Consider the following 23,815-nt stretch of genomic DNA (forward strand, 5'->3'; position numbering starts at 1 on the left):
TGGGAGCCGGGCTTGCCCGCGATTGCAGGCGACGCGGTGTTATTGGCCGCTGCGCATCAGCTCTTTAGGCACATACTTGCCGATCTCGAACTTGCCGATCGCCGCGCGGTGCACTTCGTCCGGGCCGTCGGCCAGGCGCAGGGTGCGTTGCATGGCGTACATGTAGGCCAGCGGGAAGTCGTTGGAAACACCGGCACCGCCATGGATCTGGATAGCGCGGTCGATCACCTTCAAGGCTACGTTCGGCGCTACCACCTTGATCTGGGCGATTTCGCTTTTCGCCACTTTGTTGCCCACGGTGTCCATCATGTACGCCGCCTTCAGGGTCAGCAGGCGCGCCATGTCGATCTCCATGCGTGAGTCGGCGATCTTGTCGATATTGCCGCCCAACCGGGCCAGCGGCTTGCCGAACGCGGTGCGGTTGACCGAGCGTTTGCACATCAACTCCAGTGCACGCTCAGCCATGCCGATGGACCGCATGCAGTGGTGGATACGACCTGGGCCAAGGCGTCCCTGGGCAATCTCGAAGCCACGACCCTCACCCAGCAGTACGTTTTCGTACGGTACACGCACATTGTCGAACAGCACTTCGGCGTGGCCGTGGGGGGCATCGTCATAACCGAACACCGGCAGCGGGCGCACGATTTTCACGCCGGGGGCATCCACCGGCACCAGGATCATCGAGTGCTGCTGGTGACGTGGCGCATCCGGGTTGCTCAGGCCCATGAAGATGAGGATCTTGCAGCGCGGATCGCAGGCGCCGGAGGTCCACCATTTCTTGCCGTTGATCACCCACTCGTCACCCTGGCGCTCGGCGCGGGCGGCCATGTTGGTCGCGTCCGAAGACGCCACATCCGGTTCGGTCATGGCGAACGCCGAACGGATCTCGCCGCGCAGCAGCGGTTCCAACCAGCGCTGTTTCTGCTCTTCGTTGGCGTAGCGCACCAGCACTTCCATGTTGCCGGTGTCGGGGGCAGAGCAGTTGAACGGCTCCGGGCCCAGCAGGGAGCGGCCCATGATTTCGGCCAGTGGCGCGTATTCGAGGTTGGTGAGGCCGGCGCCCAGTTCGGACTCCGGCAGGAACAGGTTCCACAGGCCTTCGGCTTTGGCCTTGGCTTTCAACTCCTCCATGATTGCGGTGGGCTGCCAGCGATCACCTTCGCTGACCTGGCGTTCGAACACCGGCTCGGCGGGGTAAACGTAAGCGTCCATGAACGCAGTGACGCGTTCACGCAGTTCCTGAACCTTGGGCGAATAAGCGAAATCCATGAGCAGCTCCCTTCTCTGAGAGGTTGTTTAGGTCATGCAATCGATGCTAGAACAGCGCTGATAATTTACCTAGCCTATTCTCGGCGTGTATTAACATTCATCACCGATATATGATCGACGTATGGCCACCTAACAATAAGAGCGCAACGAAATGAATCTGAGCAAGGTCGACCTCAACCTGTTTATCGTCTTTGACGCGATCTACACCGAAGCCAACCTGACCCGCGCCGGGCAGATTGTCGGCATCACCCAGCCGGCGGTATCCAACGCTCTGGCACGCCTGCGCGAGACCTTCAACGACCCGCTGTTCGTGCGCACCGCTCAAGGGATGGTGCCCACGCCGATGGCGCAGAACATCATCGGGCCGGTGCGCAATGCGCTGTCGTTGCTGCGGGTGTCGGTGCAGGAAAGCCGCATCTTCAACCCGCAACAGGCGGCCAAGACCTACCGCATCAGCATGACTGACCTCACCGAGGCGGTGATCCTGCCACTGCTGTTCCAGCGCCTGCGCCGCCTGGCGCCCACCGTGGTGATCGAAAGTTTCCTGTCCAAACGCCGCGAGACCACCAAGGAACTCGCCGCCGGGCGCCTGGACTTTGCCGTGGACGCGCCGCTGAACACTGACCCGCAGGTGCGCCACGTCAAGTTGATGGAAGACCGCTACGTGTGCGCCATGCGCAAGGGCCACCCCATGGCCAGCAAGGACAAGCTGACCCTGGATGACTACCTGTCGCTGACCCATATCCATATCTCCAGCCGCCGCAACGGTCTGGGCCACGTCGACCTCGCCCTGGGCAAGATGGGCATCCAGCGCAAGATCGCCCTGCGCTCCCAGCATTACCTGATGGCCTCGCAAGTGTTGCAGCAGACCGACATGGTCATGACCGTGCCCGAGCGCTTCGCCCGCCGCCATGAACTGCACTGGTTCAACCTGCCGGTCAACGACGTGCCGCCGGTGGAAACCCACTTGTACTGGCACGAAAGCACCGACCAGGACCCGGCCAACCGTTGGATGCGCGAGCAGATGATCGAGTTGTGCCAGCAGGTGACGGCGCACGAAAAGAAGCTCGACAAACAACAACCCTGAGATTGCCACGCCCCTGCAGGAGCCGGCTTGCCAGCGAAAAACGCACAGTCGCCGCACTTGTCCGGGCTTGCTGCGTCATCGTTGACGACCATCGCCGGCAAGCCGGTTCCTGCAGTGATTCGCTTGACGTTTACGTCAACCTGCCATTAGCTTAACGCCAAGACTTTCTTGAGCGCCCCCATGAGCACGACCTACAGCATTTCCGACCTCGCCCGCGAGCTCGACATCACCACCCGCGCCATTCGCTTCTATGAAGAACAAGGCCTGCTGGCCCCGGAACGTCGGGGCCAGGAGCGCATCTACTCGGCACGCGACAAGGTCAGCCTCAAGCTGATCCTGCGTGGCAAGCGCATCGGTTTTTCCCTGGCCGAATGCCGCGAGCTGATCGAACTCTACGACCCCACCAGCGGCAACCACGTCCAACTCAACAGCATGCTGGCAAAAATCGCCGAACGCCGTGAGCAGTTGGAACAGCAACTGCTGGATATCGAACAAATGAAGCTGGAACTGGACACCGCCGAAGAGCGCTGCACCCAGGCCCTGGCCCACACCATGCGCCAGGCCGGCCATTGATCAGAAGGTAACTGCCATGTCCCTCCCCTCACACGTACGCCTGGTGGAAGTCGGCCCGCGCGACGGCCTGCAGAACGAAGCCCGACCCATCAGCGTGGCGGACAAGGTCCAATTGGTGGACGCGCTTAGCGCAGCCGGCTTGAGCTATATCGAGGTCGGCAGTTTCGTTTCGCCCAAGTGGGTGCCGCAGATGGCCGGTTCGGCCGAGGTTTTCGCACAGATCCAGCGCAAGCCCGGCGTGACCTACGGGGCTCTGGCGCCGAACCTGCGCGGGTTCGAGGACGCATTGGCGGCCGGCGTAAAGGAAGTGGCGGTGTTTGCGGCGGCGTCCGAGGCGTTTTCCCAGCGCAATATCAACTGCTCCATCAGCGAAAGCCTGGAGCGCTTTGCGCCGATCATGGCAGCGGCCAAGCAGCACGGGGTCAGCGTGCGTGGCTATGTGTCGTGCGTACTGGGTTGCCCGTATGAGGGCGAGATCGCGCCGGAGCAAGTGGCGGTGGTCGCGCGGGAGTTGTATGCCATGGGCTGTTATGAGGTGTCCCTCGGCGACACCATCGGCACCGGCACGGCGGGCGCCACGCGGCGGCTGTTCGAGGTGGTCGGCGCGCAGGTGCCACGGGACAAACTGGCGGGCCACTTCCATGACACCTATGGGCAGGCCATCGCGAATATCTATGCGAGCCTGTTGGAAGGGATCACGGTGTTCGACAGCTCTATCGCGGGCCTCGGCGGCTGCCCCTATGCCAAGGGCGCCAGCGGTAACGTCGCGACCGAAGACGTGCTGTACTTGCTCAACGGCCTGGGCATCGAGACCGGCATCGACCTGCCGGCATTGATTGGCGCGGGCCAGCAAATCAGCAATGTGCTGGGCCGGCCTACCGGATCGCGTGTGTCGAAGGCGCGTAACGCCGGTTGAGTCGCTTAGCGGTAAGAATGTGTTACCGCCCTGCTACACATCGAGTAACACGGGAACATATTTTGTCGTATTTGCCGCAGGCCATTTCCCACAAAAAAATTAACTCATTGATTTTAAAGGAATTTAAAAAGTTGGCACGGCTTCTGCTATCTCTATGGCATAACAAGAATAAAAAGCACCAAACCTAATAAAAATAAGACGAAACGACTCTGACATAACAAAAACAACACGGCAGAGACGCAGCTAACAGATTTTTTTGGAGAAGATGTGCTTCGCAGGGTACGGCGTGCCGAAACCCGCAACCGGTTAGAGAAAAATAAAACTACCTCAGGTAGCTACCCACTGGTTGGATCGATAACGAAGAAGCAGATCAGCGCTCAAAAAAATACGTTTGCTCTTGACCCCGGATGGGGGTCGCCAAAAACAGCGGTAAAGGGTAACGGTTGCCAAAAACAACAACAGGCCGCCCCTCAATAATAAAAAAAGAGCACGCAACGACAAATTAAAGGGGACCCTCGGGTCCCCTTTGTGCTGTCTGTCGGAATGCTTATCAGGCGATGCGTCCAAGCTTGTTGGCCCGCCCCTCGTGGCCGCATCAAATTCAGACCTGAGCGCCGTGCGTCGCGCCGACTTTTTCAAGCACGCTTCGTGTCAAGGTTTGTAGATTAAGCCTTTCCTCTCGCGCCCGCTCGGCACCGAGCAGCTTCATTTCGTCATTGTAAAAAACACTTTGCATCGAGCCATCCACCAGTATCTCATCCCTGGTCTTGCCCAACAGGCTCGCCAGTCGGTCGACCACTTCATCATGCTTTGCCTGCCAGGCATCTTTTGTCGCTTGATCTGCAGCGTTATCCTGAACGTCTTGCAAGGCTGAAAGTTCATCCAACGCCGCGCTTTTTTCGTCTATTTCCTCAATAACCGGATCCATCAACGACGCGAATTCTCGTGAGTAGTGGCTGCGAAGATGTTTCTCCCAAAACGCCCTCTCCAAAAAGAAATCAACCTTGTTGCTGATAACACGCTCATCGACGAGCACTTGTGCATAGTGCATCATCGATAGCCGCCTGGCTCACATTAGCTTGCCGAGGAAACAGCATGCCGCGGGATTTGACCGGTAACCCAAGCCTGTCCGCCAGCCTGGTTCGATAGGCAAGAATGACTTCGACCTGCTCAGTAAAACCACGCCCTCGCGCTTCGACATCCCGCTGAGCGATGACGTCTACCAGCTTCAGGCGAAATAGCTGTTCGGCAGTAGCAATAAGCTTGCCTTCCACATCTCCCTCTCCTGCCATCTCGAGCGCCTTGGCCGCCAACAGCTCACTTTCCAGGTTCATGAACTCAACCGAACTGCCGTCCCCACAAGTGATTCGATCATCAGCGACCTTGAATAACGACTCACGAATGGCCTGGCTTTCCTTCGCGGCTTCAAGCATCTCCCAGACCCGCTCCACCATTGCAGGACGGGTCACGCCAGAGGCGTATTCGGCGCAACGGGTGGTGTCTGCCAGCACGGTGAAAAACGCATCCGACTGAGGGTTGAGCTTGACCTCATCCCAAGTCATGCCCCGGCGGACCCGCTCAGTTACGGTAGAGTCGTGCAGCCAAAGCTCTCGCGCTTCGTCGTGCGTAACGTGATCGTCCCATTGAGCCGGATCCAACGGGTCAAGTCGAAGGCGTGCACGGGTCGCTGCCGAAAACGGATTGTCATGCAAGTTGATGCGATCAAGATGCTGGTAAGCGTACTCAGGCAAGGTGGTGATTTGATTTGAATGCAGGTCGATCATGGCCAGGTTGGTCAACTGCTCAGCGCCAGCGGGAAACGTTGTGGTTCCAGTGTTCGCCAGGTAAATCTGGTTAAGATTGCGCAGCCCGTGCAGATTGGCCGCCCACCCCAATTGGCGGTTACCGGAGAGTCTGAGAATCTTCAAATTCTGCATGCTTTCCAGGCGCAAACGGCTCTGTTCGGTCAGTCGGATAGCGTTATTGCTCAAGTCGAGCCTGGTCACCGCGCCGTCAGCAAACTCCGGCAACCGGGTGAGGTGGTTATCGCTCATATTCAGCCAACGCAAGCGCCTGAATGAACTCAGAAAGGGCAAGGAAGCGTCTGTCAGCGCCATTCGAGGTAAAACCAAACTGCCCACATGGTCCATATTGGCGGTGATCAGGGGTAACTCTCCGACAACCTCGTCGGACAAATCGAGAATGTGACCGATGGGCGTTTGATCTGAGGCGAACGCTTGCGGGGAGGAACGCTGCCAGACTCCTTTCAGGGTATTGGCGACTCTGCGCCGGTCCCTGGCAGAACCAACCGCGCCCTCCTTCTGCTCCCAGTCCTTCAAATCGGCATTAAGTTGATTGAACTCCTGCTCAAGCTGCTCCAGTCTTGCCAACATCCCAGCATCGTCAAGCTCCTTGAGGCCCAGCATCTCTTCTACCGCCTCGATGGACTTTGACGGATAGAGCTTTGCCGCTTTCATTTCACACACAAAAGGCCGGCGGCCAGCGCCTCTCAACGGGCTTAGTGGATAACCAAAACGTCCGTCAGCGAGGCGCATTGGCGGTTTATACCCTGGTTTCACAGGCTGCATTTTCAGTAACTTGCGCAATTCATCACGCGGCATCAGCGGCTTCTGCTGCAGCGCTTGTTTCAGGCTCGCGCCACGGTCACCGGCCGTCAACTTCATCACCGTCAAATCCTCTGGCGAAACCGCCGCCTGCATAGCGCCATAGATATCGGACTGCAGGTTCAATACTCCGAACTTGTCATCCCGTACTTCATAAAGATTCTCTGGGCCAAACTTGATCAAAAATCGCTTAGCCGCGACACCCTCCGGCCCTATCGAGTCGACAACGCGCTCGCCTCCTTCGCTGGTCTTTTCCAGCACCTCGATGCGCAGGTCAGATGGCCAGCCAGGCAGCGTCTTCACGCTATGCAGAACCATACGTTGCGTATCGTCATTGCCCAGGGTCTTGCGATAGAGCCCTTCGTAAGCCCGCGCCAAGCGTACTTCTTGTTGATAGCAGCGGGCCTCCTCTGCCAAACGCAACGGTACGCGTTGGTGCTGCTCGATCATCTGCACTTCAGCCTTGCTGGCGTGGCTCAACAGCTCTTGCGCGACACTATCGGGCAGCGATCCGAACGACCGTTTGAGCAATCCGACCGCTGCACCGCTTTCGCTCTCGGTTGCCGCATAACGTTGCGCAAAAAGATCGGCCTGGTGTTTCGCCAATAATGACGCGCTGACACCCGGTTTTTTTTCACTCGCGATTGTCTCGTCGATGTCAAAACGCTTGAGAGTGTCTGCCAATAGTCCCGGTACGGGCCTCTGGTCTACATGCATCTTGCGCAGCATGCTGCTGTCCACCGCAGCCATTTGGCAGATGCGCTCAAGTTTTAAAGGTTGCTGTCCAAGCTTCTGCGCCACTGGCCCCAGGCGCTGCATCAATTGCGGCGTGGTCCATGTCAGCGGATTTTCATATTCATGTATCCAAGCCCCAGCCTCCGTAAGGCGAACCTGCGGCGAGTAGGCTGAAGGGTTTTGCGGATGCACAATCCGGTAGGTGTTACCGGTGCCCGACGGCTCCACCAAGTAATGCCCGTCGTTTTCCGCCAGGTATAAATTATCGTCGTGTTCAAACAACCCGTTTGCATTGGCCTTCACGGATTCGGGCAGTGATACCTGTCGCAGGTAAGGTTTCAGCCCAGGCGCATACAAACGCACATTGGCGTCAGGACAACGGACGTGTGTCAGTGACTGGACAAACGGGGTCTTGATCATCGGCAACAGCTTGGCGCCTACAACTGCCGTCGTCAGATTAAAGGCTACGGCCGAAACATGCGCCCACGCCTCTTTCATGTCGCCCTCTTCCCAAGCCTCTACGCCCGTAGCTATCTCATAGAGCATTTGCACCGAGCCAATCAGCAGCATCAACGGCGCCAGTTGCGGGACGACGAATGAGGCAACATTCAACACGGTCAACGCAATACTGGCCAACGACATCAACCATGCGTTACGGGCATTGTCATCGGCACTGGCGGTGGATACCACCATCGCCCGTGCATTGCTCAATATTAAATCGACTTTTTGCAGAGAATGATCACCCCACGTCCTAGGCATGCTGATGCCATAACCTGTTGACCAAGTAACGGTACGTGCTTTTGCAGGGTCGAAATCTTCGTCTTCGGCATACGTATTGAGTTGATCAAGGTGAAGTTTTACGGTACTAAAAAATTTCGTTTGTTGCTCGTAGGGCACATACTGGCTGAAAAAACGTCGATACTCGCCCGAGCACAATCTCTCGACGAGATCAGTCTGTAGACCGCCAAGATCGGCGTATTCTTTCAACTCACAAATAGGATCTCCAGAAATAAAGACAATACAAGGCGCCCTTTCAAACACTTTGACGCCTAGCACATATCCGAATTTCAGGGGCCCGATAACAATGATCTGCTTTAACTCAACATGCAGCATTTTCAAGTTTGAGAAATGTACACTCTTGCCTCTCCACGTCACATCAGTCTTCCAAAAAGCCAGCTCTTTTAATAGCGTGTAGGCGTCTTGCTTTATATTGCCGAGCTCCAGCGCTACTTCAGCGGCGAATAATAACTGTTGCCTCGTTGAAGCAGTGATTCGACTACGCACCCTTGCGGCACCGTTGCCTGAAACGCCCTCAGGCTTGTCCGGCGGTTTGACAATTGACGTTACATGCGCCAGGTACAGCTTGCCCAAATCCAGGTCTCGACATAAGCCGGCAAACACATGAGGCTTGAGAGGGTCACTACGCGCCAGCACTGTCCCTGCGTTGAGCGTCGTTGGCGCAGGCCGCCGATGAAAGTCGTAATGCGTGATAAGGCTGGAACCGTCGTCATTTGATTCAACGGCTTCATTCGCGGAGAAGTTCTGCAGGGCCGCCTCTATCAAGCTGAGACCTGTGTAGTAACAATACCCTGTTGCTTCAACGCCGGAGACCTTTGACCGATCAGCCGCCATGAATTCCTTACGCGCAAAAAAAACACGCTTTACATCAATGAATCGCCCGGTTTTCTGTCGTATCGCTTCCTGCAGCAAGGGTTCGGCGAATTCGATAGCACCTTTTAAATCCTTTAAAATCCCATCCAGCATATTAAGCGAACCCATACTTCTCTGATGGGCCGCTTCCAAGACTTTCCGTCTGTCCGGGCGCAGCGTTTTATACCAGTGCGGAATATTCAACTCCCACTCATGTAACGCTTGTTTGCGCTTGACTGTTGCAGCGCTGTACCACGATGACAGGCGCGCCTGCACAACGACGCCATGAACACTGCGCGTATCGTTTACCGGATTTTTTCCACTTTGTTCAAGGTCTGCCATGTGGCGAACTCTAATTGGCCGAATGAACGGTCAATATGTGATATTCGAGTGCCAACAGAGAGGTATATAAGCACCTTCAGCCCTGCCCCTTATAAGCTGGCAGGACTGGCAATCGATCAGAAACGATGAAGCCCATAATCGCCAATACTGATCTCGCGCATGCGGAATTTCTGGATCTTGCCCGTCACCGTCATCGGAAATTCATCCACGAACTTGAAGTACTTGGGCGTCTTGAAGTGCGCGATACGTCCCTTGCACCACGTCTGGAGTTCCAGCTCACTGGCCACATGGCCCGGATGGAACTTGATCCACGCAACGATCGCTTCACCGTAACGCTCATCCGGAATGCCAATGACATGCACATCCGCCACCGCCGGGTGAGTGAAGAAAAACTCCTCCAGCTCACGCGGGTAAACGTTCTCGCCACCGCGAATGATCATGTCCTTGTTGCGCCCGGCGATGCATACATAACCGTGGGCGTCCATGCTCGCCAGGTCGCCGGTGTGCATCCAGCCGGCGTCGTCGATGGCCTCGCGGGTGGCGTCGGGGTTGTTCCAGTAGCCAAGCATCACGCTGTAGCCACGGGTGCAGAGTTCGCCGATCTCGCCGCGCGCCACCGTATTGCCGTCGGCATCGATGATCTTGTTTTCCAACTGCGGCTGGGTGCGCCCGACGGTGGTCACGCGGCGTTCCAGATCGTCATCCGCCCCCGTTTGCAAGGACACCGGGCTGGTTTCCGTCATGCCGTAGGCAATCTGCACCTCGCTCATGTGCATCTCGCTGATCACTCGTCGCATCACTTCGATGGGGCACGTGGCGCCGGCCATGATGCCGGTGCGCAGGGTAGACAAGTCAAAGTCGCCCAGCTGTGGGTGATCGAGCATGGCGATGAACATGGTGGGCACGCCGTACAGGCCGGTGGCGCGCTCTTCGGCGACGGCGTTGAGGGTCAGCAGCGGGTCGAAGCCGTCACTGGGATAGATCATGGTGGTGCCATGGGTGATGCAGCCCAGGTTCCCCATGACCATACCGAAGCAATGATACAGCGGCACCGGGATCACCAGGCGGTCTTGCGCGGTCAAGCGCAGGCTTTCGCCGACCATATAACCGTTGTTGAGGATGTTGTGGTGACTGAGGGTGGCCCCCTTGGGGAAGCCGGTGGTACCGGAGGTGTACTGGATATTCACGGCCTGATCGAAGTGCAGGCTGGCCTGGCGGCTGTGCAACTGTCCGGGCGGGACGCCTGCCCCGAGCGCGGCCAATTGCGACCAGGGCAGGAATCCCGGGGGCGGGCTGGGGTCGAGGCTGATCATGCCGCGCAGATCGGGTTTGAGTTCCTGCAACATCGCATGGTAATCGGAGGTCTTGAACGACCCGGCGCACACCAGCCACTGGCAGCCCGACTGCTTGAGCACGTACTCCAGTTCACTGCTGCGGTACGCCGGGTTGATATTTACCAGGATCACCCCGAGCTTGGCGCTGGCGATCTGGCTGATGCACCACTCGGCGCAATTGGGTGCCCAGATCCCCAGGCGGTCGCCGGTCTGCATGCCGAGGGCAAGAAAGGCACGGGCATGCAAATCCACCGTCTCGGCCAACTGCCGCCAGGTGTAGCGGCGCTGCTGATGGCGCACCACCAGGGCCTCGTCCTCGGAATACTGCGCGACCGTGCGATCAAAGGCCTGGCCGATGGTCATGGCCAGCAAGGTCTTGTCCTGAGAGCCACGGCTGTAGCTCTGATTCGGTTGATCCATAACGACCCCTGTTGTCTTTTTTGTAGGTTGACGTAAACGTAAACTACGATTGACAGCGCCGTAACGCAAGCTTACGTTAACGTAAAGGTGAGCGCCCTCCCCTGGCGCCCTCCACACAACAACAAAGCTCACATTAAGGTGCCTGTCCATGAGTTACCCGTCCCTGAACTTCGCCCTCGGTGAAACCATCGACATGCTGCGCGACCAGGTGCAGTCCTTCGTGAGCAAGGAGATCGCGCCCCGCGCGGCCCAGATCGATATCGACAACCTGTTCCCCGCCGACCTGTGGCGCAAGTTCGGCGACATGGGGCTGCTGGGCATCACCGTGCCGGAAGCGTACGGCGGTGCCGGTTTGGGTTACCTGGCCCATGTGGTGGCCATGGAAGAAATCAGCCGCGGTTCGGCGTCGGTGGCGCTGTCCTACGGCGCGCACTCCAACCTGTGTGTGAACCAGATCAACCGCAACGGCAACCACGAACAGAAACTCAAGTACCTGCCCGCACTCATCAGCGGCGAACACGTCGGCGCCCTGGCCATGAGCGAGCCGAATGCCGGCTCCGATGTGGTCTCGATGAAGCTGCGCGCCGATAAACGCGGCGATCGCTACGTACTCAACGGCAGCAAGACCTGGATCACCAACGGCCCCGACGCCAGCACCTATGTGATCTACGCCAAGACCGACCTGGAAAAGGGCCCGCACGGCATTACTGCGTTCATCGTCGAGCGCGACTGGAAAGGCTTCAGCCGTAGCAACAAGTTCGACAAGCTGGGCATGCGCGGCTCCAACACCTGCGAGCTGTTTTTCGATGACGTTGAAGTGCCCGAGGAAAACATCCTCGGCGTGCTCAATGGTGGCGTGAAAGTACTGATGAGCGGCCTCGACTACGAGCGCGTGGTGCTGTCCGGCGGCCCTACCGGGATCATGCAGGCGTGCATGGACCTGATCGTACCCTACATCCACGACCGCAAGCAGTTCGGCCAGAGCATCGGCGAGTTCCAGCTGATCCAGGGCAAGGTCGCCGACATGTACACCCAGCTCAACGCCAGCCGCGCCTACCTCTATGCAGTGGCCCAGGCTTGCGAGCGTGGCGAGACCACGCGCAAGGACGCGGCCGGGGTGATCCTCTACAGCGCCGAACGCGCCACGCAGATGGCACTCGACGCGATCCAGATCCTCGGTGGCAATGGCTATATCAACGAATTCCCCGCCGGGCGCCTGCTGCGTGACGCCAAGCTGTATGAAATCGGTGCCGGCACCAGTGAGATCCGCCGGATGCTGATCGGTCGCGAACTCTTCAACGAAACCCGCTGAAGGAGCGCACCATGGCCACCTTGCACACCCAGCTCAACCCGCGCTCGGCGGAGTTTGCCGCCAACAGCGCGGCAATGCGCCAACAGGTCGACGCCCTGCACAATCTGCTTGCCCATGTGCAGCAAGGCGGCGGCGCCAAGGCCCAGGAGCGGCACACTTCGCGTGGCAAACTGTTGCCCCGCGAACGGATCAATCGTTTGCTCGACCCAGGCTCGCCGTTTCTTGAACTCAGCCAACTGGCCGCCCATCAGGTGTACGGCGAAGACGTGCCCGCCGCCGGCGTGATTGCCGGGATCGGCCGCGTGGAAGGCGTCGAATGCATGATCGTCGCCAACGACGCCACGGTGAAAGGCGGCTCCTACTACCCGCTCACGGTCAAAAAACACCTGCGCGCCCAGACCATTGCCGAGCAGAACCGCCTGCCGTGCATCTACTTGGTGGACTCCGGCGGCGCCAACCTGCCGCGTCAGGACGAAGTGTTCCCCGACCGCGAGCACTTCGGGCGGATCTTCTTCAACCAGGCCAACATGAGCGCCCAGGGCATTCCGCAGATCGCCGTGGTGATGGGCTCGTGCACCGCCGGTGGCGCGTATGTGCCGGCCATGGCCGACGAAGCGATCATGGTGCGCAACCAGGCCACCATCTTCCTCGCCGGTCCACCGCTGGTGAAGGCCGCTACCGGTGAGGTGGTGAGCGCCGAAGACCTGGGCGGCGCCGATGTGCACTGCAAGATCTCCGGCGTGGCCGACCACTATGCCGACAGCGATGAACACGCACTGGCCCTGGCCCGGCGCAGTGTGGCCAACCTCAACTGGCGCAAACGGGGCGAGTTGCTGCAACGCCCGCCCGTGGCGCCGTTGTACAGCAGCGAAGAGCTGTACGGCGTGATCCCGGCCGACGCCAAGCAGCCATTCGATGTGCGCGAAGTGATCGCACGCCTGGTGGACGGTTCGGTCTTCGATGAGTTCAAGGCATTGTTTGGTACCACCCTGGTGTGCGGTTTTGCGCACGTGCACGGCTACCCGATTGCGGTCCTGGCCAACAACGGGATTCTCTTTGCCGAAGCGGCGCAAAAAGGCGCGCACTTTATCGAGCTGGCCTGTCAGCGCGGCATTCCGCTGTTGTTCCTGCAGAACATCACCGGCTTCATGGTCGGCCAGAAATACGAAGCCGGCGGCATCGCCAAGCACGGCGCCAAGCTGGTGACCGCGGTGGCCTGCGCCAAGGTACCGAAATTCACGGTGATCATCGGTGGCAGCTTTGGCGCCGGCAACTACGGCATGTGTGGCCGCGCCTATGACCCGCGCTTCCTGTGGATGTGGCCGAACGCACGCATCGGCGTGATGGGCGCCGAACAGGCAGCGGGTGTGCTGGTGCAGGTCAAGCGCGAGCAGGCTGAACGCGCCGGCGTGGCGTTCAGCACTGAAGAGGAGGCGGCGATCAAGCAGCCGATCCTCGACCAGTACGAAACCCAGGGTCACCCCTACTACTCCAGCGCGCGCCTGTGGGACGACGGTGTGATTGACCCGTTGCAGACCCGTGACGTGCTGGCACTGGCGTTGTCCGCGTCGTTGAATGCCCCCATCGAGCCGAGCCGCTTCGGCGTGTTCCGCATGTAAATGGAGCTGTACCCCATGAGCGATTTCAATACCCTCGAACTGATCACCGACCGCCGTGGCTTTGCCACGCTGTGGCTCAGTCGTGAAGCCAAGAACAACGCGTTCAATGCCCAGATGATCCGCGAACTGATCATCGCCCTCGACCAGGTGCAAGCCGATCCCGCGCTGCGCTTTTTGGTCCTGCGCGGGCGCGGCAAGCACTTCAGCGCCGGCGCCGACCTGGCCTGGATGCAACAGTCGGCCGAACTGGACTACCACACCAATCTGGACGATGCCCGCGAACTGGCGGAGCTGATGTACAACCTGGCCAAGCTGAAGATGCCGACCCTCGCGGTGGTGCAAGGCGCAGCCTACGGTGGCGCGCTGGGCTTGATCAGTTGCTGTGACATGGCGATTGGTGCCGATGACGCGCAGTTCTGCCTGTCGGAAGTGCGCATCGGCCTGGCGCCGGCGGTGATCAGCCCGTTCGTGGTGCAGGCCATCGGCGAACGCGCGGCACGGCGTTATGCGCTGACCGCCGAACGATTTGACGGCCAGCGCGCGCGGGAAATCGGCCTGTTGGCGGAGAGCTACCCCATTGGCGAGCTGGACCAGCGTGTGGAACAGTGGATCGCCAACCTACTGCAGAACAGCCCGGCAGCCATGCGCGCCAGCAAGGACTTGCTCCGCGAAGTGGGCAACGGCGCCCTCACCCCGACGCTGCGCCGCTATTGCGAAAATGCCATCGCGCGCATTCGCGTCAGCGCCGAGGGCCAGGAAGGCTTGCGATCCTTCCTGCAGAAACGTCCACCGAGCTGGCAGTCTCAGGAGCCGCGTTCATGACGACATTGACGACCCTGCTGGTGGCCAACCGTGGCGAGATTGCCTGCCGGGTGATGCGCACCGCCAAGGCCATGGGCCTGACCACCGTGGCCGTGCACAGTGCCACAGACCGCGACGCACGCCACAGCCGTGAGGCGGATATTCGTGTTGACCTGGGCGGCAGTAAAGCCACTGACAGCTACCTGCAGATCGACAAACTGATCGCCGCCGCCCAGGCCAGCGGTGCCCAGGCGATTCATCCAGGCTATGGCTTTTTATCGGAAAACGCCGGGTTTGCTCGCGCGATTGAAGCAGCCGGCCTGATCTTCCTCGGCCCGCCCGCCTCCGCGATTGATGCCATGGGCAGCAAATCAGCCGCCAAGGCGTTGATGGAAACTGCCGGTGTACCGCTGGTACCCGGTTATCACGGCGAAGCTCAGGACCTGGACACCTTCCGCGCCGCCTGCGAGCGCATTGGCTACCCCGTGCTGCTCAAAGCCACGGCCGGTGGCGGCGGCAAAGGCATGAAGGTGGTCGAGGACGTCAGCCAATTGGCCGAGGCCCTCGCCTCGGCCCAGCGTGAGGCGCTGTCGTCCTTCGGCAATGGGCAGATGCTGGTGGAAAAGTACCTGCTCAAGCCGCGTCACGTGGAGATCCAAGTGTTTGCCGACAAGCATGGGCACTGCCTGTACCTCAATGAGCGGGACTGCTCGATTCAGCGCCGCCACCAGAAAGTCGTCGAGGAAGCACCGGCGCCAGGCTTGAGTGTTGAACAGCGCAAGGCCATGGGCGAAGCCGCTGTGCGTGCTGCACAGGCCATTGGTTATGTCGGTGCCGGCACCGTGGAGTTTTTGCTCGACGCGCGCGGCGAATTCTTCTTCATGGAGATGAACACGCGGCTGCAGGTGGAGCATCCGGTGACCGAGGCAATTACCGGCCTGGACCTGGTGGCCTGGCAGATTCGTGTCGCTCAGGGCGAGGCGCTGCCGATCACCCAGGATCAGGTGCCGCTGATTGGCCATGCGATCGAAGTGCGGCTGTATGCCGAGGACCCGACCAATGATTTTCTGCCCGCCACCGGGCACCTGACGCTGTACCGCGAATCCACCCCGGGGCCGGGGCGCCGTGTGGACAGCGGTGTCGAGCAAGGCGACAGCGTGTCGCCCTTCTACGACCCGATGCTCGGCAAGCTGATCGCCTGGGGCGAGGACCGTGAACAGGCGCGACTGCGGCTGCTGGGCATGCTCGACGAGTTTGCCGTGGGTGGGCTCAAGACCAACCTGGGCTTTTTGCGGCGCATTATCGGGCATCCGGCATTCGCGGCGGCCGAGTTGGATACCGGGTTTATTCCGCGTTATCAGGACGAGCTGCTGCCGGCGCCTGGGGACCTGGGCGATGAATTCTGGCAAGCCGCGGGCGCCGCCTATATTCAGAGCTTGCCGCCAGGTGAAGGGCCTTGGGCGGATAAGCGTGGGTTTCGTGCCGGGTTGCCGGCCGAGGTGTCCCTGCATTTGAGCTGCAACGGCCAGGATCGGCTGGTCACTCTGGCCGCGGACGGCGCCCAGCTACGCGGCGAACAGTTGCTGATCGAGCAACAGGGCGTGCGGCGCAGCCATTTGGCGGTACGCCATGACCACACGGTGTATCTGCGCTGGGACGGCGAGATGCAGGCTGTCACGCTGTTCGACCCGATTGCAGCCGTCGAGGCCAACCAGTCCCATCAGGGCGGCCTGACGGCGCCGATGAACGGCAGCATCGTGCGTGTATTGGTGGAGGTGGGTCAACACGTGGAAGCCGGCATGCAACTGGTGGTGCTGGAAGCGATGAAAATGGAACACAGCATCCGCGCGCCCCAGGCTGGAATGGTCAAGGCGCTGTTCTGCCAGGAGGGCGAAATGGTTGCTGAAGGTTGCGCGTTGGTGGAGCTTGAAAGCGCTGGCTAGAACCTCGCTGTGGCTTGAACCACCACGCCGAGGATGCGGCAATCGTCGGTCAGCAGCCGTTTCGGGTAAGTGGGATTGAGCGGCACCAGGTAGCGCTGGCCGCTCTCTTCCAGCAACTGGCGGAAGGTCGCCTGGGGGCTCTCGGCCCATTGGGCGACCACCAGCTTGCCGGGCTCGGCGGCGATGGCCGGGTCGACCAGGATCATCATTCCCGCACTGACGCTCAAGCCGCTGGGCGCGGTCATGGCGTCACCCGTGACGGGCAGCCAGAAGGCGTCGCCCTGGGCATGATAATCCGTCAGCTCGAAGCGGGCAGCGCCATAGGGCGCTCGCTCCTCGCGGATTTCGCACAGCCCTTTCCAATCGTTGACCGGGTAGCGGAAATACGGGTTGTAGCTTTTTTGCGCTGGCGCCTCTTCGGCCCGCTCGCGGATATCCAGCGCGACCTCCAGGTACCCAAGCCCCAGCGCCGCCAGTACCCGATTCATGTCCACCAGGCTTGGCGCACGGCGTTTGTTGAGCCAATGGCCCACGCCGCCCTGGGACATGCCCAGGCGCTCTGCCAGTTCACCCTGCGTGACCTTGCGGTCTTCCATGTTGGCCCTGACCAACGCGATCCAGTTATCCATGGGGGCTGACAATACGTCACGCAGTTTTCCGGGCAATAAACAGTTTGTAGTAATCCATAAAACGACATAAATACGATACGTACTATCATCGGGCATAAGGTTTTCGACACCCACCCAGAGTACCGCCCCTTATGACGACAAGCCCGTACCTCCTGCCTGAACTCCCCGAAGACACAGAGCTGCACGACCTGCGCAGCAGCGGTGCTGCGAAGCGCGCGCTGGACTTTTACTTGAAAGAAGATATGTCGGCATCAGCCCCCGACGAAGCCCTGTTTGCCATCAACCCAGGCATCAGCCAGGAGGAAGCCCTGGTGCACGCCTCGGACCTGCTGCGCAGTGCGGCAGCCACGGCCTATGAATCAGCGAGCTGCCATCAGGGCAGTCATCGGGACCTGGCGTTTTCAGTGGTGTATTTGATCGATATGGCGAAGGCGATGGTGGAGCGGTCGTTGCGAGCGCCAGAGGCTCAGGCGAACGGATAACAGGCGCGAAGAAAAAATATTTCTATCTCATGGATAAAAACATTTGACTTGCAAATGATAATGATTATTATTGGACCTAGCTGATCGCGAGATCAGTCGATAGACCAAGGGACCTTAGGTCGGACTCTTGGAATATCTCCTCATCAGGCTAATCACGGTTTTTGACCCGGCTCTTTGGCCGGGTCTTTTTTTTGCCAGTTTTTCCTGGCATGGCTTCAGGCTAATGAAGACTGTGTGTTGCTTGATGGCGCGCATGGTAGCAAAAGACCATCGCCAAAAGAAAGCCAGTCGAACGCTCTAGCTCACATCTCTGCGAAATAGCGCTTGAGAATCAATCTCATAGATTCTAAGCTGCTGCGGCGTCATGGATGACGCCCCCTCCCCCCGCGCAACAATTTTGCATCCAGTCTTTACCAAACTCCTGTGTAATATAGCCGCCACAACACTCATATTCAGGCAACCAGACTATGACCGTGGCCTTGACCTCCATCAAGATCAGCACCGACTTCGACAGTGGCAATATCCAGGTACTGGATGCCCACGATTCCTACCAGTTGCTGTTGGCAATCGAACCCGATACGCGCAGCGCACACTTCCAGTGGTTCCACTTCAAGGCAGAAGGCATGCACGTGGGCCACACCCACACCTTCCGCCTGAGCAACGCAAGCAAATCGTCCTACCCACACGCGTGGAGCGGCTACAACGCCGTGGCGTCCTACGACCATATCAACTGGTTCCGGGTGCCCTCGCGCTTTGATGGGGAAATCCTGCACATCAGCCTCGAGACCCGCGAGAAACACGCCTGGTTCGCCTACTTCGAGCCCTACAGCCGTGAACGCCACGACTGGCTGATCGAGCAGGCCCTGAGCCGCGCCGACACCCAATTGCTGGCAACCGGCAAAAGTGTCGAAGGCCGTGATATCCAACTGCTGCGGCGTGGCAAGGGCGACGAAGGCCGACGCAAGATCTGGATCATCGCCCAACAGCACCCTGGCGAGCACATGGCCGAATGGTTCATGGAAGGCATCATCGAACGCCTGCAACAGGACGGTGACGCCGAGCTGAAAAGCCTGCTGAAAGTCGCCGACCTGTACCTGGTGCCCAACATGAACCCGGACGGGGCCTTCCACGGCCACCTGCGCACCAACGCCATGGGCCAGGACCTCAACCGTGCCTGGCAGAGCGCGAGCCAGGAGATCAGCCCGGAAGTACTGTTCGTACAACAACAGATGGAAACGTACGGCGTCGACCTGTTCCTCGATGTCCACGGCGACGAGGAAATCCCTTACGTCTTCACCGCCGGCTGCGAAGGCAACCCCGGCTACACCCCGCGGATCGAGGCACTGGAAAAGCACTTCCGCAGCCACTTGAGCGGCCTGACCCGCGACTTCCAGACCACCTACGGCTACACCCGCGACCTGCCGGGCGAAGCCAACATGACCCTGGCGTGCAACGCGGTAGGCCAGAAATACGACTGCCTGTCCCTGACCCTGGAAATGCCCTTCAAGGACAACGACGACGCACCCAACGCTAAAACCGGCTGGTCCGGTGAACGCTCCAAGCAACTGGGCAAGGACGTATTGAGCACCGTAGCCGACATCGTCACAGTGCTGCGCTAACCCCCTTGCCCACCGGCATCACTCCTTGGTGCCGGTCATGCTCTGCAACACACCATCGCGGCGGATCAACCCATGGAACAGCGCCGCCGCCAGGTGCAACAGCACCGTCAGGAACAGCAAGTACGCCAGAAACCCATGGGCCTTGCGCAACACCGCGAACAACGGCGCATTCGCGCCCACCAGTGACGGCAGCTGCACTGAACTGCTGAGCATCACCGGGTCGCCCGCGGCCGAAATCATCGCCCAGCCCAGCAACGGTAACACCAGCATCAAGGCATACAGCACCAGATGGGACGCCTTGGCCGCCAACACTTGCCACAGCGGCAAGTCAGTGGGCAACGGCGGTTGGCGCGTGGAGAAACGCACCACCAACCGCACGATCACCAATGCCAGAATCGCGATCCCCAGCGGCTTGTGCAGGTGAATCAACCATTCATGTCGCTCGGAGACCGAGGCCGCCAGGCCGGCACCGATGAACAGCATGGCGATGATCATCAGCGCCATCAGCCAGTGCAGCAGGCGCGCCAGGGGCGCAAAAAACCGTGGTTGGGCATTCATGGCTTCGACTCCTGAGCGGTGCTGTGCAGCGGGCTGACTTCACCGGCGCGACGCAGGTACGAACTGGCATACGCCGCCGAACGTGCCGCCAGCAACGGGTCATTGGAGGCTTCGATGCCACTGGGCAGAATCAGCGGGTCGAAGTTGATATCGCGGCAATCGCCGTCCGCTTGCGGCTGGCTGCTTTGCAGCACCAGTGTGCCGGCGTTGATGACTTTATGCTCGCCGGTCCAAGCCTTGCTCGCATCGTCCAGCGGGTCGCCGGGGTTGGCCAGGGTCATGTTCAATTGCCAGCGCAGCGGCCCGGCCGACAGGCGCTGCACCAGGTCTTTTTCGAGGAAATCACTCCCGGCCGGCGCGGCATCCCCCGCCGCGTCCTGACTCTGGGGCACTACGCCCCAACGCACGGCCTGGCGCTTGCCATCGGCACCCACCAGGTAAAACGCGTTGATACCGTTGTAGGTTTCAGTCGCATAACTGGCCGACGGCTTGGCGGTCTTGACCCACGCCAGAAACGGCGCGGTCTCGGGGTGGGCGGCAAAAAACGCCGGCATGCTCGCCGGGTTCGGCTTGCCGGTAGCGGGTTCCGGTGCGCCGGCCTTGAGCATCTGGTAGAACGCTTCGGGCGTGCCCACCGGGAACACGGGCATGCTGTTCATGCCTGTGCGCCACTGCTGGCCGTTGGCCTGGCTGAATTGCACGGCAAAACTGCGAATCGGCACGCTGCTGTCCGGTGCATAGGGGTTGCCGCTGGGCAAGGCAAACCGGCCGACCAGCGGGGTCTTGGCCTCGTTGAACACTTGGGCGCTGGAGTAGGCGCGTGCTTCGGGATTGCTTTCGAAATACCCCGCGACACACACGCCCTTGGCATGGTTACGGCGGAAGCCGGGGTGCATGCCATTATTGGTTTCCAGGGCGTTTACCAGGGTTTTCGGGCGCAGGCGCTGTGGGTCGAGGGTGCCATTGACGTAGGCAAATGCCCCCGCCACAACCGCAACCACGGCACCGATTCCCGCCAGGCGCGCGATCAGGCTCGCAGTGCTCAACGGGGGACGGGGCGGTGATGAGTGATCTACCATGAAGGAACTCCAGGGCCAAAGGCCTTAGGGGTGAACATAAGGTCGGAGCATTAAGACGAACGCCGATCGGCTCTATTCCCTGGCCTTCGATTTATTTCCCGTCACGGGGAATAACCTTCAACGCCGTACGTCTCTCTAGTCCCAGCGTAGTAACCAGCCAGATTCCCATGCATGAACTCGACGAACAGTTACGTGAACTCATTCCCAGGCTGCGGCGCTTTGCCGTGTCCCTGACCCGTAACGCCAGCAGCGCGGACGATCTGGTGCAGTCGACCCTGGAACGGGGGATCATCAGTTGGGCCGACAAACGGATCGAAGGCGACTTGCGCGCCTGGCTGTTCTCGATCCTCTACCGGCAGTTCCTCGACGCCCATCGCCGTACCCGGCGCTACGCACGCATGCTGGAGTTCTTCACCGGACGCGACGATGCGCAGCCGTCGGTAGAGCGCACGGTGATCGCCCAATCGACCCTGCAAGCCTTCGATCAACTCAACACCGAGCAACGTGCGCTGTTGCTGTGGGTCTCGGTCGAAGGCTTGAGCTACAAGGAAATCGCCGAAATCCTCGATGTGCCCATCGGTACCGTGATGTCGCGCCTATCCCGCGCACGCCAAGCCCTGCGCCAACTCAGTGATGGCGAAATTGCCAGCCCTTCCCTGCGGATACTCAAATGATCAGCCTGCCCCCCAGCGAACGCGATTTGCATGCCTACGTCGATCACCAACTGCTGGAGAGTGATCGCCGTGTGCTTGAAACCTATCTGGCGGCCCACCCCGACGTCGCGGCCCAGGTCCACGCCTGGCAGCACGACGCGCAGTTGCTGCGTGCGGCGTTGGGCGGTGCCCTGCAACAGCCGGCCAACCCGGACCTGGACCCGGCGCTGATTCGCCAACGCATCAAGCGTCAATCGCGCCGCCACTTCGCCACCGCTGCCGTGCTGCTGATCGCCGTCAGCCTCGGCGGGGTCGGTGGCTGGCATGCCCGTGAAGCCACCCAGCCACCCCAACTGCCGATGGCCGATGCGATGCAGGCGTTCCGCTTGTTTGCCCAGGACGGCATCATGCCTGCCGACTACAAAGGCCAGGGTGGCGGCACGATGCAGGCCTGGCTTGATCGCTACTTCAACCAGGCCCATCGGCTGCCTGACTTGAGTGCTTCCGGGTTCACACCGGTCAGCGGGCGCCTGCTCACCACCGAGCAAGGCGCGGCCGCCATGGTGCTGTACGAAGACCCACAAGGGCGGCGCATCAGTTTCTACATCCGCCCACCGGGACCGGAAAACGGCTTCCTGCCCCGTGGCAGCCGCAGTGCCGATGGCTTGCAGGCCCAATACTGGTCCGGCGCGGGCTACAACTATGCGGTGGTCAGCCCGGTGGACCAGCCCGCCCCGGCGATGCGGACGTTCTAGAAGCTCACGTCGAATACCACATTGCTGGGGCCACTTCGGCGGTGGAGCTGTCACGCCGCGCCGCGCCCACATTGCCCCAGCGCGTGGTGCCGGCGCTTTTGGAAATGTCGCAGGCCAGGTAGTGGGTGCCTGAGATCATGCGTATTAACCTGTAAACCATGTCCCCGGTTAGATATGTAAACGATGTCCCCGGTTTGTAGCGGTTGCATCCGTGACATGCTTTTTCGAGATGGCTGGCAGCACCCTTCTCTATTGGTCAAAATGCGGTGAGCGCCCTAAAGTGAGCGACCACTGAAATACAGAGTGATTTGCATTGGCCGCGCGTTCCCTCATCCGTCGCCTGCTCGGTAAAAAGACCGACCCCCTCGACGCCTCGCCCATCCCTGCGTTCTTTCAGCAAAAAGCCGAGCAACAGGGTTACACCCTCAGTACCGGCCAAACCCGAGCCATTGCAGCCCTGGCGCGTGAAACCCAGCACCTGCTCGCGGGCCAGCCGACCCGCAGCCTGTATCTGCACGGGCCGGTGGGGCGCGGCAAAAGCTGGCTGCTGGACGGTTTTTTCCAGGCCTTGCCGATCGCCCGGAAGCAGCGCGTGCACTTCCATGATTTCTTTGCGCGCCTGCATCAGGGCATGTTCAAGCATCGCGAGCAGGACGACGCCCTCGCCATGACGCTCGATGAACTGCTGAAGGACTGCCAGGTGCTGTGCTTCGACGAGTTCCACGTCCACGACATCGGCGATGCCATGCTGATCACGCGGCTGTTCAAGGCCTTGTTCCAGCGCGGCGTGCTGGTACTGGTGACGTCCAACTATGCACCCGAAGGATTGCTGCCCACCCCCCTGTACCACGAGCGCTTCAAGCCGGTGATCGACCTGATCGCCGCGCGCATGGACGTGCTGGAAGTCAGTTCGCCCGAGGATTTTCGCAGCCTGCCCCAGGCCCGGAGTGCGCAACGTTTTACCAGCGGTCAATACGTCTGGCCGGGAACCGCGAGCCAGCGGGCGGCACTCGGCCTTCCGGCAGCGGACTGCCCGCCCCAACCCCTGGCCGTCGGCAACCGGACCCTGACGTGCCGCCACCACGCAGGGCGCAGCATTGCCTTCACCTTCAACGACCTGTGCGAACAGTTGACGGCAGTGATGGACTACCTGCTGCTGTGCCAGGACTACGACCACTGGACCCTCGACGGCCTGCCTCAGCTGGCAGAGTGCCCGATTGCCGTGCAGCAGCGCTTTATCAACCTGGTGGACGTGCTCTACGACCGCGACAAGCACTTGGTGCTGATCGGCGAACTGCCGCTCGCCGTTGCCATGGGCGGCCAGGCCATCGACCTGGCGCGAACCGCCAGTCGTCTTGGACAATTGCAGCAGGCTGACCCGCAACGCGCGTCCGACCCGGTATCATGAGCGCCAT

General features: G+C 60.2%; 20 protein-coding genes. 12 read left to right on the forward strand and 8 right to left on the reverse strand.

Annotation, left to right across the window (positions count from 1 at the left end):
* Nucleotides 1–39 precede the first annotated feature (39 nt).
* Entirely contained in the window at nt 40–1,269 is a 1,230-nt protein-coding gene (locus tag BM70_RS0110420) for an acyl-CoA dehydrogenase (protein WP_025855963.1), read from the reverse strand.
* Between the two features lie 151 nt (nt 1,270–1,420).
* Here BM70_RS0110420 and BM70_RS0110425 point away from each other — a divergent pair, with 151 nt between their 5' ends.
* From BM70_RS0110425 to BM70_RS0110435, 3 genes are all read left to right on the forward strand, one after another.
* Complete coding sequence (locus tag BM70_RS0110425; protein WP_025855964.1) at nt 1,421–2,356, forward strand: LysR family transcriptional regulator; 936 nt, start codon at nt 1,421–1,423, stop codon at nt 2,354–2,356.
* 180 nt (nt 2,357–2,536) lie between these two features.
* Nucleotides 2,537–2,929, forward strand: coding sequence for a MerR family DNA-binding transcriptional regulator (locus BM70_RS0110430; RefSeq protein WP_010209471.1), 393 nt, complete (start codon nt 2,537–2,539; stop codon nt 2,927–2,929).
* 16 nt (nt 2,930–2,945) lie between these two features.
* A complete protein-coding gene (locus BM70_RS0110435; RefSeq protein WP_025855965.1) occupies nt 2,946–3,845 on the forward strand; it encodes a hydroxymethylglutaryl-CoA lyase in 900 nt (299 codons plus the stop codon).
* A gap of 601 nt (nt 3,846–4,446) precedes the next feature.
* On the opposite strand, the gene BM70_RS33590 is transcribed toward BM70_RS0110435, so the two are convergent.
* From BM70_RS33590 to BM70_RS0110445, 3 genes are all read right to left on the reverse strand, one after another.
* Nucleotides 4,447–4,899 carry a hypothetical protein gene (locus BM70_RS33590; RefSeq protein WP_256220882.1) on the reverse strand — a complete coding sequence of 151 codons (453 nt, stop codon included), beginning with the start codon at nt 4,897–4,899 and terminating at the stop codon, nt 4,447–4,449.
* A complete protein-coding gene (locus tag BM70_RS31175) occupies nt 4,868–9,196 on the reverse strand; it encodes a dermonecrotic toxin domain-containing protein (RefSeq protein ID WP_256220883.1) in 4,329 nt (1,442 codons plus the stop codon). The genes BM70_RS33590 and BM70_RS31175 overlap by 32 nt, the downstream gene beginning before the upstream one ends.
* 116 nt (nt 9,197–9,312) lie before the next feature.
* Nucleotides 9,313–10,950, reverse strand: a complete 1,638-nt coding sequence (locus tag BM70_RS0110445) for an AMP-binding protein (protein ID WP_025855966.1) — start codon at nt 10,948–10,950, stop codon at nt 9,313–9,315.
* A gap of 148 nt (nt 10,951–11,098) precedes the next feature.
* On the opposite strand from BM70_RS0110445, the gene BM70_RS0110450 reads away from it, so the two are divergent.
* From BM70_RS0110450 to BM70_RS0110465, 4 genes are read left to right on the forward strand one after another with little or no spacing between them, the layout of a single operon-like run.
* The gene (locus tag BM70_RS0110450; RefSeq protein ID WP_025855967.1) at nt 11,099–12,262 is read left to right on the forward strand and encodes an isovaleryl-CoA dehydrogenase; all 1,164 of its coding nucleotides are present in this window, start codon (nt 11,099–11,101) and stop codon (nt 12,260–12,262) included.
* A gap of 11 nt (nt 12,263–12,273) precedes the next feature.
* Nucleotides 12,274–13,881: a carboxyl transferase domain-containing protein gene (locus BM70_RS0110455; RefSeq protein WP_025855968.1), complete on the forward strand. Its 1,608-nt coding sequence runs from the start codon at nt 12,274–12,276 to the stop codon at nt 13,879–13,881.
* A 15-nt stretch (nt 13,882–13,896) separates the two neighbouring features.
* Nucleotides 13,897–14,703: a gamma-carboxygeranoyl-CoA hydratase gene (locus tag BM70_RS0110460; RefSeq protein ID WP_025855969.1), complete on the forward strand. Its 807-nt coding sequence runs from the start codon at nt 13,897–13,899 to the stop codon at nt 14,701–14,703.
* The gene (locus BM70_RS0110465; protein ID WP_025855970.1) at nt 14,700–16,625 is read left to right on the forward strand and encodes an acetyl/propionyl/methylcrotonyl-CoA carboxylase subunit alpha; all 1,926 of its coding nucleotides are present in this window, start codon (nt 14,700–14,702) and stop codon (nt 16,623–16,625) included. The genes BM70_RS0110460 and BM70_RS0110465 overlap by 4 nt, the downstream gene beginning before the upstream one ends.
* Here the strand turns inward: BM70_RS0110465 and BM70_RS0110470 are convergent.
* Nucleotides 16,622–17,254: a LexA family transcriptional regulator gene (locus BM70_RS0110470; RefSeq protein WP_025855971.1), complete on the reverse strand. Its 633-nt coding sequence runs from the start codon at nt 17,252–17,254 to the stop codon at nt 16,622–16,624. The genes BM70_RS0110465 and BM70_RS0110470 overlap by 4 nt on opposite strands.
* Before the next feature lie 131 nt (nt 17,255–17,385).
* Here BM70_RS0110470 and BM70_RS0110475 point away from each other — a divergent pair, with 131 nt between their 5' ends.
* Together BM70_RS0110475 and BM70_RS0110480 are read left to right on the forward strand one after the other, a co-directional pair.
* Nucleotides 17,386–17,736: a DUF6124 family protein gene (locus BM70_RS0110475; RefSeq protein ID WP_025855972.1), complete on the forward strand. Its 351-nt coding sequence runs from the start codon at nt 17,386–17,388 to the stop codon at nt 17,734–17,736.
* A gap of 467 nt (nt 17,737–18,203) precedes the next feature.
* A complete protein-coding gene (locus BM70_RS0110480) occupies nt 18,204–19,355 on the forward strand; it encodes a M14-type cytosolic carboxypeptidase (protein ID WP_025855973.1) in 1,152 nt (383 codons plus the stop codon).
* A gap of 18 nt (nt 19,356–19,373) precedes the next feature.
* Here the strand turns inward: BM70_RS0110480 and BM70_RS0110485 are convergent, their stop codons facing one another.
* Together BM70_RS0110485 and BM70_RS0110490 are read right to left on the reverse strand one after the other, a co-directional pair.
* Nucleotides 19,374–19,913, reverse strand: coding sequence for a cytochrome b (locus BM70_RS0110485; protein ID WP_025855974.1), 540 nt, complete (start codon nt 19,911–19,913; stop codon nt 19,374–19,376).
* Nucleotides 19,910–20,992 carry a catalase family peroxidase gene (locus BM70_RS0110490; protein ID WP_025855975.1) on the reverse strand — a complete coding sequence of 361 codons (1,083 nt, stop codon included), beginning with the start codon at nt 20,990–20,992 and terminating at the stop codon, nt 19,910–19,912. The genes BM70_RS0110485 and BM70_RS0110490 overlap by 4 nt, the downstream gene beginning before the upstream one ends.
* A 167-nt stretch (nt 20,993–21,159) precedes the next feature.
* Here BM70_RS0110490 and BM70_RS0110495 point away from each other — a divergent pair, with 167 nt between their 5' ends.
* Nucleotides 21,160–21,666 carry an RNA polymerase sigma factor gene (locus BM70_RS0110495; protein WP_025855976.1) on the forward strand — a complete coding sequence of 169 codons (507 nt, stop codon included), beginning with the start codon at nt 21,160–21,162 and terminating at the stop codon, nt 21,664–21,666.
* Complete coding sequence (locus BM70_RS0110500) at nt 21,663–22,400, forward strand: anti-sigma factor (RefSeq protein WP_025855977.1); 738 nt, start codon at nt 21,663–21,665, stop codon at nt 22,398–22,400. Before BM70_RS0110495 ends, BM70_RS0110500 begins: the two co-directional genes overlap by 4 nt.
* Before the next feature lie 4 nt (nt 22,401–22,404).
* Here the strand turns inward: BM70_RS0110500 and BM70_RS33595 are convergent, their stop codons facing one another.
* Entirely contained in the window at nt 22,405–22,539 is a 135-nt protein-coding gene (locus BM70_RS33595) for a hypothetical protein (RefSeq protein WP_256220886.1), read from the reverse strand.
* A 174-nt stretch (nt 22,540–22,713) separates the two neighbouring features.
* Between BM70_RS33595 and zapE the strand changes: the two genes are divergently transcribed.
* Complete coding sequence (zapE, locus tag BM70_RS0110510) at nt 22,714–23,808, forward strand: cell division protein ZapE (RefSeq protein WP_025855978.1); 1,095 nt, start codon at nt 22,714–22,716, stop codon at nt 23,806–23,808.
* Nucleotides 23,809–23,815: the final 7 nt, after the last annotated feature.

The organism is Pseudomonas sp. CHM02 (assembly GCF_000612585.1).
GTDB lineage: Bacteria > Pseudomonadota > Gammaproteobacteria > Pseudomonadales > Pseudomonadaceae > Aquipseudomonas.